The organism is Ramlibacter sp. MAHUQ-53, from assembly GCF_052600055.1.
In genome coordinates, this window is record NZ_JBQWTS010000001.1 from 134,975 (window position 1) to 147,473 (window position 12,499).

The following is a 12,499-nucleotide window of genomic DNA, read 5'->3' on the forward strand; positions in this document are numbered from 1 at the left end:
GCGCTGGCGCCGCCAGGCGAACGACCAACGACAAGGGGGCCCGAGGGCCCCCTTGTTTCATTCGGGTGAGGGAGGATTACAGGCCGATGGCGGCGATGCCGGCCTTGGCGATCTGGGCGTCCTCGGTGGACTTCACGCCCGACACGCCGACGGCGCCGATGCACTGGCCGTCCTTCATGACGGGCACGCCGCCCTCGAGCATGCCGCTGACCGTGGGCGCGCTCAGGAAGGAGGTGCGGCCGCCATTGATCACATCTTCGTACACCTTGCTCTCGCGGCGGCCCAGGGCGGCCGTGTGGGCCTTGGACGGGGCGATGTGCGAGGAGATGGCCGGGGCGCCGTCGAGGCGCTGCAGCCACAGCAGGTGGCCGCCGGCATCGACGATGGCGATGGTCACGGCCCAGTTGTTCTTCAGGGCTTCGGCTTCGGCGGCGGCGGCGATGGCCTTGACGTCGGCCAGTTCGAGGAAATGGGTGGTCTTCATAGGGGCGCAAGCATAGCGTTTCCCCGGCCCCCCGGAGAAAACACGGGGAACCAACCTAGAATCCGCCCCATCCAAACAGCACCTCGACGAAAGGAGCTTCCTCAATGAACGAGCAACTGCAACCCACTGCCTACGGCTATGCGCTGCCGGCGGCGGATCGCAACAAGGTCCTTCGCAACACCTACTGGCTGCTGGCGCTGAGCCTGGTGCCCACGGTGCTGGGCGCCTGGGTCGGCGTGGCCACGGGCATCACCCAGATGCTGGGCGGCGTGGTCGGCCTGGTGGTCTTCCTGGCCGGCGCGTTCGGCTTCATCTTCGCCATCGAGAAGACCAAGAACTCCGCGGCCGGCGTGCCGGTGCTGCTGGCGTTCACCTTCTTCATGGGCCTGATGCTCTCGCGCCTGATCGCCATGGTGCTGGGTTTTTCCAACGGCGCCAGCCTGGTGATGACGGCCTTCGGCGGCACCGCCGGCGTCTTCCTGGTGATGGCCAGCCTGGCGAGCGTGATCAAGCGCGACCTCTCCGGCATGGGCAAGTTCCTGTTCGTGGGCGCCCTGGCGGTCATGATCGGCGGCATCATCAACGTCTTCGTGGGCTCCACCACCGGCATGCTGGTGATCAGCGTGATGTGCATCGGCATCTTCAGCGCCTACATGCTGTACGACCTGAAGCAGATCATCGACGGCGGCGAGACCAACTACATCTCCGCCACGCTGGCGCTGTACCTAGACATCATCAACGTCTTCCAGAGCCTGCTGGCGCTGCTGGGCGTGCTGGGCGGCGAGCGCGACTGACGCGGGCGAGCCGCAGGAACGACAGGGGCCTTCGGGCCCCTTTTTCTTTTGGGGAGCGGGGGTCAGGTCTTGCATCGACGCGACTGGTTATCTCGGCCTCCGCTGGCTTCTCCGGCTAAGCGCGCTGCACGGGCGGGGGCAGCAGGCTCCTCCCGGGGGGCTGGTGCGCTCCCGCGCACGGCCCCACGGGTCCCTCCGCCTGCCGCCCCCACCCGCGCATCGCGCACGAACACGTGAGGGCTTCGCGCCGGAAAGTACATGGGTCATTTCTCGCGCCGACGTGCGCTCGAAACGATACGCGCCGAAGTACCTCGCCCGCAGAAGACGGAGGTGATCTCTCCGGCGCGAAGCCCTCAGCGATGCAGCGTGAGCGGCATGGGGCTGGCGGGTGGGCGGAGGGACCCGTGGGCCCGTGCACGGGAGTGCACCAGGCCGCCGGGAGGAGCCTGCCCGCCGGCCCCGCGCCGCGCACCTCGCCGGAGGAAAGCAGGAAGCACCAACGAGCCAATCCGACCGGAAAAAGGACCGTCGCGTCGATGCAAGACCTGACCTCGGCCGCCCCTCAGCCCCGCTCGAACACCGCGATCGACTCCACGTGCGCCGTGTGCGGGAACATGTTCACCACCCCCGCCGCCGTGCAGCGGTAGCCCGCCTGGTGCACCAGCAGGCCGGCGTCACGCGCCAGCGTGGCCGGGTTGCAGGAGACGTAGACGATGCGCGAGGGCGGCGTCCAGCCCGGGGCGATGGCAGGGTCCTGGTGGATGTCCGCCAGCGCCTTGGCCAGGGCGAAGGCGCCCTCGCGCGGCGGGTCGACCAGCCACTTCTGCGCCACCCCGTCGGACACCAGCATCGAGGGCGTCATCTCGAACAGGTTGCGCGCCACGAACTGCGTCGGTGCGCTCGCGTGAGCGCGGTTGCGCTCCAGGTTGGTCCGCGAACGAGCCACCAGGGTCTCGCTGCCCTCGATGCCCAGCACCTCCCCGGCCTGCGTGGCCAGCGGCAGGGTGAAATTGCCGAGGCCGCAGAACCAGTCGATCACGCGCTCGCCCGGCTGCACCTTCAGCAGGCCCAGCGCACGGGTCACCAGCACCTGGTTGATGAAGGGATTCACCTGGGTGAAGTCGGTCGGCTTGAACGGCATGGTGATGCCGAACTCCGGCAGCACATAGGCCAGCTCCGGGCCCGGGTCCATCAGGTGCACGGTATCCGGGCCCTTGGGCTGCAGCCACCACTGCACGCCGGCATGCTCGGCGGCAAACTGGCGCAGCTTGGCCTGGTCGCCTGCCGACAGCGGCTCCAGGTGGCGCAGCACCAGGGCGATCACCGGCTTCGTGGGGTCGGCGGCGTCGACGCCGCAGGCCAGCTCGATCTGCGGGCAGGTCTCGATGGCGTCCATGCTGCCGATGAGGCCGCGCAGCGGCAGCAGCAGGTCGCTCACGTACTTCGGCACCACATGGCATTCCTGGATGTCCGCCACGTAGCGGCTCTTGCGCTCGTGGAAGCCGACCAGCACCGTCTCCTTCTTGCGCACGTGGCGCACCGAGAAGCGGGCGCGCCAGCGGTAGCCCCAGGACGGCCCCTGGATCGGGCGCAGCAGGGACTCGGCCTTGACCTTGCCCAGGTGCCAGAGGTTGTCCTCCAGCACGCGCTGCTTGATCGCCACCTGGGCGGCGGCGTCCAGGTGCTGCATCTTGCAGCCGCCGCAGGCGCCGGCATGCAGGCCGAAGTGCGGGCACTTGGGGGTGACGCGCTGCGACGACTCCCGGTACACCGCCTTCAGCGAGGCCGCCTCCCAGTTGTTCTTCTTGCGGTGCACATTGGCCGCCACCCATTCGCCGGGCAGCGCGCCCTCGATGAAGACGACCTTGCCGTCCTCGCGGCGGGCCACGCCCTGGGCCTCGATGTCCAGGGCGTCCACGTACAGGGCTTCCTCCGGCACGCCCGCGGGGCGGACCGGCTTGTTTTCAATCTCCGATGACATGGGCCCGATTGTCTCAGGCCCAGGCCGCCAGGTACTCCTGCCAGTGCGACTCCTGCGGCGCCAGGCCGGCCAGGGTCTCCTTGATCATCGCGATCTCCTGGTCGTACTCGGCCTCGGTGAAGCCGGCGCGCATCTTCTGGAAGCGGCAGTACATCAGGTAGGTGTTCATCACGTCCGTCTCGCAGTAGCGGCGGATGTCCTCCAGCTTGCCCTCCTGGTAGGCCTGGTACACCAGCGAGCCGTCCATGCCCAGCTTGCCGGGGAAGCCGCACAGCTTGGCCAGGGCGTCCAGCGGCGCGTTGGCGCGCCCGCCGAACATGGCGAGCACGTCCATCAGGTCCAGGTGCCGGTTGTGGTACCGGTTGATGTAGTTGTTGAACTTGAACTCGCGGTCGTCCTCGCCCTGGTCCCAGTACTTGGAGGCCACCACGCCATGGCGCAGGCCGCGGTAATTGAGCACCGGCAGGTCGAAGCCGCCGCCGTTCCAGCTCACGAGCTGCGGCACCTTCTTCTCCAGGGTGTTGAAGAAGGCCTGGATCACCTTGCCCTCGCTCTCGCCGTCGCGGTCGACGAAGGAGTGCACCTTCAGGCCGGCGGCGTCGCGGTACACCGCGCTGATCACCAGCACGCGCTGCAGGTGCAGCGGCATGAAGTCGTTCTGGCCCTTCTCGGCGCGGGCCTGCACCCAGGCCTGGTGGACCTGGGCGTCGGTGGCGTCCGGCGGGTAGTCGCCGAGCTGGCGCAGGCCGGCGATGTCGGGAATGGATTCGATGTCGAAGACGAGGACGGGCCAGGCCATGGGGTTCCTTAGGCGGAGGTGAGCAGGACGACGGCCCGCGCCTCGATGGAGCGGCCTTCGCCGACCGGCCCCATCTTCTCGGCGGTCTTGGCCTTCACGTTGACTTGTTGCGGCGACAGCCCCAGGACCTCGGCGATCCGGGCGCGGATCGCCTCGATGTGCGGAGCCAGCTTCGGCGCCTGGGCGACGATGGTGCTGTCCAGGTTGACGATCTTCCAGCCCTCGGCCTGCACGCGCCGGTAGGCCTCGGCGATGAGGACGGCCGAATCGGCGCCCTTGAAGCGCGCGTCGGTGTCGGGGAAGTGGCGGCCGATGTCGCCCAGGCCGGCCGCGCCCAGGAGGGCGTCGGTGATGGCGTGCAGCAAGGCGTCGGCATCCGAGTGGCCCAGCAGGCCCTTCTCGTGGGGGATGCGCACGCCGCCGAGGATCAGGGGGCGGCCTTCGACCAGGGCGTGCACGTCCCAGCCTTCGCCGATGCGGATGTTCATGAGGGGTTCCGGGTAAGCAGGGCCTCGGCCAGGGCGAAATCCTCCGGCCAGGTCACCTTGAAGTTGCGGGACGAGCCCGGCACCAGCCGGGGCTGGAGGCCGGCGGCCTCGACGGCGCTGGCTTCGTCGGTCACCGCGTCGCCGGCCGCCTCCAGGGCACGGGCCAGCACGCCCAGGCGGAACATCTGCGGCGTCTGGGCCAGCCAGTGGTCCTCGCGCGGCACGGTGGCCCGCACGCGGCCGCCCGGGCCGTGCTTGAGGGTATCCGCCAGGGGCTGGGCCAGCAGGCCGCCCACCGGGTCGTCGAGGCAGGCGTCGATCAGGCGGTCGATGAGGGCCGGGGTGACGAGGCAGCGCGCGGCGTCGTGCACCAGCACCCAGTCCGCGTCCGCCGCGCCGGCCTCGCGCAGCGCGCGCAGGCCGCCCAGCACGGTGGCGGCGCGGGTCGGCCCGCCGCACTCGGCCAGCGTGATGCCGGGCACGCCGGCCAGGGTACGGTCGCCGGCGGCCACCGCCACCAGCACCGTGGCCAGGCGAGGCACGGCGGCGAAGGCGTCCAGCGTGTGGCGAACCATCGGGCGGCCGGCCACGGGCTGGTACTGCTTGGGAATCGCGGTGCCGGCGCGGCTGCCCGTGCCCGCGCAGGGGACCAGGGCATGCAGGCGCGGGGCGCGGGGCGGGGGTGGGGAAGCGGTCATGGAATGAGCGCGCATTCTAAAATCCAGGCGCACTGCACACCCCTCGCCGCCCGGCGCGGGGTGTTCGCCATTTCCCCCATGGACCTGCCCAAGCTCACCCCCGGCAAGCGCTTCGCCCTGCCCCGTCCCGTCGGCTCGGCCGACGCCCTGCTGCTGGCCCGCCTGGCCCAGCGCGAACAGGCCGCCGGCCAGCGCACCGCGATCGTCACCGCCGACGCCACCGACGCCCAGCGCCTGATCGACGAGCTCGCCTTCTTCGCCCCCGGCCTGCGCTGCTGCCTGTTCCCGGACTGGGAGACGCTGCCCTACGACACCTTCTCGCCGCACCAGGACCTGATCTCCGAGCGCCTGGCGACGCTCTGGCGCATCTCGCAGGGCGAGGCCGACGTGGTCATCGTCCCCGCCACCACCGCCCTGTACCGCGTCGCCCCGCCGGCCTTCCTGGCGGGCTACACCTTCCAGTTCAAGGTCAGGCAGAAGCTGGACGAGGCCCGGCTCAAGTCGCAGCTCACGCTGGCCGGCTACAACCACGTGACGCAGGTGGTGAGCCCCGGCGAGTACGCGGTGCGCGGCGGCCTGATCGACCTGTTCCCCATGGGCTCGCCGGTGCCGTACCGGGTCGACCTGTTCGACGACGAGATCGACTCCATCCGCACCTTCGATCCGGACAGCCAGCGCAGCCTCTACCCCGTGCCCGAGGTGCGCCTGCTGCCGGGGCGCGAATTCCCGATGGACGAGGCCGCCCGCGCGCGCTTTCGCAGCCGCTGGCGCGAACTGCTGGAGGGCGACCCCACCCGCAGCCGCATCTACAAGGACATGGGCAACGGCGTGGCCACCGCCGGCATCGAGTACTACCTGCCGCTGTTCTTCGAGGAGACGGCCACCGTCTTCGACTACCTGGGCACCCAGGCCGCCCTGGTGCTGCACGGCGACCTGGAGCCGGCCTTCCAGCGCTTCTGGCAGGACACGAAGGACCGCCACCGCCTGGTGCAGGGCGACCCCGAGCGGCCGGTGCTGCCGCCCGAATCGCTGTTCCTGACCATCGAGCAGTTCTACGCCCGCGCCAACGACCACGCCCAGCTCGCCCTGCGCCCCGGCGCCGCCGATGTCGACGACAGCGCCTTCGTGCAGAAGCTGCCCGACCTCGCCGTGGTGCGCGGCGCCGAGGAGCCCCTGGCCCGCCTGAAGGAGCACCTGCGCCGCACGAAGCAGCGGGTGCTGGTGCTGGCCGAGAGCGACGGCCGCCGCGAGAGCCTGCTGGACTTCCTGCGCGCCAGCCATGTCTCGCCGCCCGCCTTCGACTCGCTGGCCGAGTTCCAGGCCAGCGACGAGGCGCTGGGCATCGCCACCGCGCCGCTGGCCCAGGGCTTCGCCTGGGTCGCCGAGGGCCTGGAGTTCATCACCGAGACCGAGCTGTTCGCCGCCGGCGTGACCGCGCGCCGCCGCCGCAAGCAGGAGCAGGTCTCGGACGTCGAGGCCCTGATCAAGGACCTCTCCGAGCTGAACGTGGGCGACCCGGTGGTCCACGCGCAGCACGGCATCGGCCGCTACAAGGGCCTGGTCAACATGGACCTGGGCCAGGGCAGCACCGAGTTCCTGCACCTCGAGTACGCCGACAAGGCCACGCTCTACGTGCCGGTGAGCCAGCTGCACCAGATCAGCCGCTACACCGGCGTCTCGGCCGACGAGGCGCCGCTGCACAAGCTCGGCTCCGGCCAGTGGGAGAAGGCCAAGCGCAAGGCCGCCGAGCAGGTGCGCGACTCCGCCGCCGAGCTCCTGAACATCTACGCCCGCCGCGCCGCGCGCCAGGGCCATGCCTTCCGCTACTCGCCGCAGGACTACGAGACCTTCGCCAACGACTTCGGCTTCGAGGAGACCGCCGACCAGAACGCCGCCATCCACGCGGTGATCCAGGACATGGTCTCGCCCCGCCCGATGGACCGCCTGGTCTGCGGCGACGTGGGCTTCGGCAAGACCGAGGTGGCGCTGCGCGCGGCCTTCGTCGCCGTCACCGGCGGCAAGCAGGTGGCCTTCCTGGCGCCCACCACCCTGCTCGCCGAGCAGCATTACCAGACCCTGGTGGACCGCTTCTCCAAGTGGCCGGTGAAGATCGCCGAGATGAGCCGCTTCCGCTCGCAGAAGGAGATCACCGCCGCCGCCAGGGGGATCGCCGACGGCAGCGTCGACATCGTCGTCGGCACGCACAAGCTGCTGTCCGAGAGCGTGCAGTTCAAGAACCTGGGCCTCTTGATCATCGACGAGGAGCACCGCTTCGGCGTGCGCCACAAGGAGGCCATGAAGGCCCTGCGCGCCGAGGTCGACGTGCTCACGCTCACCGCCACGCCGATTCCCCGCACCCTGGGCATGGCGCTGGAGGGCCTGCGGGACCTCTCGGTCATCGCCACCGCGCCGCAGCGCCGGCTGGCGATCAAGACCTTCGTGCGCAACGAGGGCCAGGGCGTGATCCGCGAGGCGGTGCTGCGCGAGCTCAAACGCGGCGGCCAGGTCTACTTCCTGCACAACGAGGTGGAGACCATCGAGAACCGCCGCGAGCGGCTGCAGGCGCTGCTGCCCGAGGCCCGCATTGCGGTGGCCCACGGCCAGATGCCCGAGCGCGAGCTGGAGCGGGTGATGCGCGACTTCGTGAACCAGCGCTTCAACCTGCTGCTCTGCTCCACGATCATCGAGACCGGCATCGACGTGCCCTCGGCCAACACCATCGTGATCTCGCGCGCCGACAAGTTCGGCCTGGCGCAGCTGCACCAGCTGCGCGGGCGGGTGGGACGCAGCCACCACCAGGCCTATGCCTACCTGCTGGTGCCGGAGATCGAGGGCCTGACCAAGCAGGCCGCCCAGCGCCTGGACGCGATCCAGGCCATGGAGGAACTGGGCTCGGGCTTCTACCTGGCCATGCACGACCTGGAGATCCGCGGCGCCGGCGAGGTGCTGGGCGAGAACCAGAGCGGCAACATGCTGGAGGTGGGCTTCCAGCTTTACAACGAGATGCTCTCGGAGGCGGTGCGCTCGCTCAAGGCGGGCAAGGAGCCGGACCTGCTGGCGCCGCTCTCGGCCGCCACCGACATCAACCTGCACGCCCCCGCCCTGCTGCCCGACGACTACTGCGGCGACGTGCACCTGCGCCTGTCCTTCTACAAGAAGCTGGCCACCGCGAAGAACGCCGACCAGGTCGACCGCCTGCTCGAGGAGATCATGGACCGCTTCGGCAAGCTGCCGCCGCAGGCGCAGAACCTGGTGGACGTGCACCGCCTGCGCGTGCTGGCGCGGCCCTACGGCGTGGTCAAGGTGGACGCCGCGCCCGGGGTGATCCACATCACCTTCAAGCCCAACCCGCCGGTCGACCCGATGCGCATCATCGAGCTGGTGCAGAAGAACCGGCACATCAAGCTCGCCGGCAACGAGAAGCTGCGCATCGAGCGCGAGCTCAAGGAGACCAAGGACCGCGTGCAGATGGTGCGCGACGTGCTGCGCTCCCTGGGCCAGCCCACCGGGGCGGCGGCCTGAGCCCGCGGGCGCACCGGCGATGACCCCGCACCTGGACCTCGCCCTGCTGCTGCCGGCGCTGGCCGTCGCCCTGGCCCTGCGGCCCTGGCGGCTGCTGGCCGGCGGCGCGCTGCTGGCGCCGATGCTGGGGACGCTGGTGCTCCTGCCCTGGCTGTGGGCCCTGCCCTCGCTGCGCGCCATGCCGCTGCAGCTGCAGCTGTCGGGGGCCTGCCTGGCGGTGCTGATGCTCGGGTGGCCGCTGGCGGTGCCGGTGCTGGTGGCGGTGGGCGCGCTCGCCGCGCTGCTGGCGGGCCAGGGCTGGCAGGCCGCAGCGGACATGGCGGCGTGGCTGGGCGTGGTGCCGGCCACGCTGGCCCTGGCGCTGGGCGCGGCGATCCGCCGCTGGATCGGGCCGCACCTGTTCGTCTACGTGCTGGGGCGGGCTTTCCTGGGCACCGCCCTGTGCGTGTTCGCCGCCGGCGCCCTGGCGCAATGGGCCGGCCATGCGTTGCCGGCGGTGGACAGCGGCCTGTCCCTGGTGGCGCGCTGGCTCATGGCCTGGGGCGACGCCTTCACCACCGGCATGCTGGCCGCGATCTTCGTGGCTTTCCGCCCGCACTGGCTGGCCACCTGGTCGGACCGGCTGTACCTCGGGCGGTGAGGTGGCGGTGATGCGAAAATCACCGGCTCCATGACCTCCCCCGCCCCCCACGAATTCGCCCCCGGCCTGGTGCTGCGCGGCGTCACCCCGCCCCTGTCGCTGAAGGATTTCGGCCTGATCGCCTTCGACATGGACTCCACGCTGATCAACATCGAGTGCGTGGACGAGATCGCCGACGCCACCGGCAAGAAGGCCGAGGTCGCCGCCATCACCGAGGCCACCATGCGCGGCGAGATCGCCGACTTCAAGGAGAGCCTGCGCCGGCGCGTGGCCCTGCTGCGCGGCGTGCGCGTGCAGGACATGCAGGATGTCTACGACCAGCGCCTGCAGCTCAATCCCGGCGCCGGCGAGCTGGTGGCCGCGGCCAAGGCCGCCGGCCTGAAGGTGCTGCTGGTCTCCGGCGGCTTCACCTTCTTCACCGACCGCGTGCGCGACCGCCTGGGCATCGACTACACCCGCTCCAACGTGCTGGAGGTGGTTGACGGCGTGCTCACCGGCCGCATGGTCGACCAGCCCTGGGGCGACATCTGCGACGGCGCCGAGAAGCGCCGCATGATGCTCGAGACCTGCGCCCTGCTGGGCCTCTCGCCGAAGCAGGCCATCGCCGTGGGCGATGGCGCCAACGACCTGCCGATGATGGGCGAGGCCGGCCTGTCGGTGGCCTACCACGCCAAGCCCAAGGTGCGCGAGCAGGCCATGGTCGCCATCAACGAAGGCGGCCTGGACCGGCTGCTGGAGATCGTGCGGGGCTGAGCCTTCGCACCGGCCTCCACGGGAGGCCGTCCACGCGGTCGCGTTGCTGCAAGACCTGACCCCGGAAACCCTCACTCCACCCGCCGGCCGCCGGCCTGCACCGCGAAGCGTGCCAGCGTGCCGATGCCCGAGTCGGCGCGCGCCGGGTCGTCCACCGCGCGCAGCGTGGTGGTGAGCGCACCCGGCGTGAACTCGCACACCCCGTAGCCGCGCTTCCAGCCGTCCGCGAAGACGAAGTGGGGGTTCTCCGCCAGCCGCTGCGCCGCCAGCGCCGCGCCGTTCGCGTGCGAGGTGATGCTGGTGCCGCAGAACTCCACGCCCAGCGCCGGCCCCTCGGGCCGGCGGTAGTCGGCCAGCACATGGCCCACCCAGTTCTCGTGGACGTCCCCGCCCAGCACCACCGGGTTGGCGACGCGGTGGCGGCGCAGGCCGTCGACCAGGCGCTGGCGCGCCGCGGGGTAGCCGTCCCAGCCGTCGTTCCACAGGCGCTCGCCCGGGCCGGGCAGGTTGTCGCGCGGGCCGAACAGGGTCTGCTGCCCCAGCACCGTCCAGGTCGCCGCGGCGGACTCCGCCAGGCGCTCGTCGAGCCAGCGCTCCTGCGCCGCCCCCAGCAGGCTGCGCGCCGGGTCCTGCAGCGCCGGGCAAGCCGCCGGGTCCACCAGGCCGGCCGGGCGCTGCGGGCGGCCGCAGGCCTGCGGGTCGCGCCACTGGCGGGTGTCCAGCAGCAGCAGGTCGGCCAGCCGGCCGAAGCGGTGTCGCTCGTGCAGCCGCAGCTGCCCGCCGGCCACCGCGCGGGAAAAGGCCGCCGCCCGCACCGGCATGTGCTCGTAGTACGCCTGGTAGGCCGCCGCGCGCCGGGCCAGGAAGTCGCGCGCCGCGTTCAGGCCCACCGGGCGGGCGTCGCCGGCATTCACGCCGGCGTAGTCGTTCTGCACCTCGTGGTCGTCCCACGCCAGCAGCCAGGGGCAGGCGGCATGCATGGCCTGCAGCGCCGGGTCGCTGCGGTACTGGGCGTAGCGGTCACGGTAGTCGGCCAGGGTGGTGGCCAGGCCCAGCGTCGGGAAGTTGCGCACCGCGGCGGCGGCGCTGGGGTACTCGTAGATGTAGTCGCCCAGGAACAGGACGAAGTCCAGCCCCTCCCCCTGCATGTGGCGCCACGCGGCGTAGTGGCCATGCTCCCAGCGCTGGCAGGAGGCGTAGGCCAGGCGCAGGCGCGCCGCCGGCGCGTCCGGCGCCGGCAGGGTGCGGGTGCGCCCGACCGGGCTGGCCACGCCGCCGGCGATGAAGCGGTAGAAGTACCAGCGGTCCGGCGCCAGCCCCTGGACCTCGGCATGCACGCTGTGGGCGAGCTCGGCGCTGGCCACGGCCTCGCCGTGGCGGGCGATGCGCGAGAAGCCCTCGTCATGCGCCACCTCCCAGCGCACCGGCACCGGCGCGTCGCCGAGGCGGTCGAACAGGCCGGGGGGCAGCAGGCGCGTCCACAGCACCAGGCCATCGGGCGTGGGCGAGCCGCTGGCCACGCCCAGGGAGAAGGGATCGAAGCCCAAGCGGGGCTGGGCCCGGGACCCGCGCGGCAGCCAGGCGCCGGCGGCGGTGGCGGCGGCCAGTCGCAGCAGGCCGCGGCGGTCGGCCAGCATCAACCGGGCTGGGTGGGCTGGAAGTCGGCGTTGTGGTCGCGACGCTGCGCGATGGCGGCGTCGCGGATCGCGAACAGCGCGCGCAGGTCTTCCTGCAGGGCGGCGTCGCTGGCGCTGCTGTCGGCCTCGCGCACCTCCACCCCGGGCACGGCGCGGGACCAGCTCTCCGGGTCGGGCATGGCGGCCGGCGACTCGTGGCCGCCCTCGAACTGCCAGGCCAGGCCGCGCAGCCAGTCGCCCACGCGCGGGTCGAAGCGCTCCAGCGCCTGCTGCAGGCTGGTCTGGAAGGCAGGCACGTAAGCCAGCAGGCGGTCCTGCCCGCCGCGCACGATCAGGGTGACGTAGGTGCCGGTGCTGCGGTCGGAACGCACCATCGACAGGGTGCGGCACTCGATCCAGTCGGACGGGATGCCGTGCCGGCGCATGGTCTCCCGCAGGACCATGTGGACCACCTCGCGGCGCGAGGCGCTGCGCGAGCTGGCGCCCTGGCGGTCGTCGTCGTCCGGGTCGTGGCCGTCGTGCAGCGACGGTTCGCCCAGGGGGGCGGGACGGGAGGCCGCCGGCTTTTCCCCGAACATCTTGCGCAAGAAGCTCATGTCAGGATTATCCGATCCGCGGCAGTTCCGGACTAGACAGGCGGTCTTCTTTACACGCCATACACGTTGCACCGGCCGCGCGCAGCAGCGGCCCCGGGGCTGTGGCG

General features: G+C 71.4%; 11 protein-coding genes. 4 read left to right on the forward strand and 7 right to left on the reverse strand.

The window, feature by feature from the left end; genetic code table 11:
* Positions 1-76 precede the first annotated feature (76 nt).
* Positions 77-484 carry a GlcG/HbpS family heme-binding protein gene (locus tag ACT80S_RS00635; RefSeq protein WP_377411424.1) on the reverse strand — a complete coding sequence of 136 codons (408 nt, stop codon included), beginning with the start codon at positions 482-484 and terminating at the stop codon, positions 77-79.
* 104 nt (positions 485-588) lie between these two features.
* Between ACT80S_RS00635 and ACT80S_RS00640 the strand changes: the two genes are divergently transcribed.
* Positions 589-1,278: a Bax inhibitor-1 family protein gene (locus ACT80S_RS00640; protein ID WP_377411425.1), complete on the forward strand. Its 690-nt coding sequence runs from the start codon at positions 589-591 to the stop codon at positions 1,276-1,278.
* A 562-nt stretch (positions 1,279-1,840) separates the two neighbouring features.
* Here ACT80S_RS00640 and rlmD read toward each other — a convergent pair.
* The 4 genes from rlmD to ispD are packed head-to-tail and all read right to left on the reverse strand — an operon-like array spanning position 1,841 to position 5,244.
* On the reverse strand, positions 1,841-3,259 hold the full coding sequence (gene rlmD / locus ACT80S_RS00645; protein WP_377411427.1) for a 23S rRNA (uracil(1939)-C(5))-methyltransferase RlmD: 1,419 nt from the start codon (positions 3,257-3,259) through the stop codon (positions 1,841-1,843).
* 13 nt (positions 3,260-3,272) lie between these two features.
* Positions 3,273-4,058: a 3'-5' exonuclease gene (locus ACT80S_RS00650; protein ID WP_377411429.1), complete on the reverse strand. Its 786-nt coding sequence runs from the start codon at positions 4,056-4,058 to the stop codon at positions 3,273-3,275.
* Between the two features lie 8 nt (positions 4,059-4,066).
* A complete protein-coding gene (gene ispF / locus ACT80S_RS00655) occupies positions 4,067-4,546 on the reverse strand; it encodes a 2-C-methyl-D-erythritol 2,4-cyclodiphosphate synthase (protein ID WP_377411431.1) in 480 nt (159 codons plus the stop codon).
* Positions 4,543-5,244: a 2-C-methyl-D-erythritol 4-phosphate cytidylyltransferase gene (gene ispD, locus ACT80S_RS00660; protein ID WP_377411433.1), complete on the reverse strand. Its 702-nt coding sequence runs from the start codon at positions 5,242-5,244 to the stop codon at positions 4,543-4,545. The genes ispF and ispD overlap by 4 nt, the downstream gene beginning before the upstream one ends.
* 78 nt (positions 5,245-5,322) lie before the next feature.
* Here ispD and mfd point away from each other — a divergent pair, with 78 nt between their 5' ends.
* Genes mfd through serB form a run of 3 tightly spaced genes read left to right on the forward strand, consistent with a single transcriptional unit; the run spans position 5,323 to position 10,159 of the window.
* The gene (gene mfd, locus ACT80S_RS00665; protein WP_377411435.1) at positions 5,323-8,766 is read left to right on the forward strand and encodes a transcription-repair coupling factor; all 3,444 of its coding nucleotides are present in this window, start codon (positions 5,323-5,325) and stop codon (positions 8,764-8,766) included.
* A gap of 19 nt (positions 8,767-8,785) precedes the next feature.
* Complete coding sequence (locus ACT80S_RS00670; protein ID WP_377411437.1) at positions 8,786-9,406, forward strand: hypothetical protein; 621 nt, start codon at positions 8,786-8,788, stop codon at positions 9,404-9,406.
* A 30-nt stretch (positions 9,407-9,436) separates the two neighbouring features.
* Positions 9,437-10,159, forward strand: coding sequence for a phosphoserine phosphatase SerB (gene serB / locus ACT80S_RS00675; RefSeq protein WP_377411439.1), 723 nt, complete (start codon positions 9,437-9,439; stop codon positions 10,157-10,159).
* 71 nt (positions 10,160-10,230) lie between these two features.
* On the opposite strand, the gene ACT80S_RS00680 is transcribed toward serB, so the two are convergent.
* A complete protein-coding gene (locus ACT80S_RS00680; protein WP_377411441.1) occupies positions 10,231-11,796 on the reverse strand; it encodes an alkaline phosphatase D family protein in 1,566 nt (521 codons plus the stop codon).
* Complete coding sequence (locus ACT80S_RS00685; RefSeq protein ID WP_377411443.1) at positions 11,796-12,392, reverse strand: hypothetical protein; 597 nt, start codon at positions 12,390-12,392, stop codon at positions 11,796-11,798. The genes ACT80S_RS00680 and ACT80S_RS00685 overlap by 1 nt, the downstream gene beginning before the upstream one ends.
* Between the last annotated feature and the right edge of the window lie 107 nt (positions 12,393-12,499).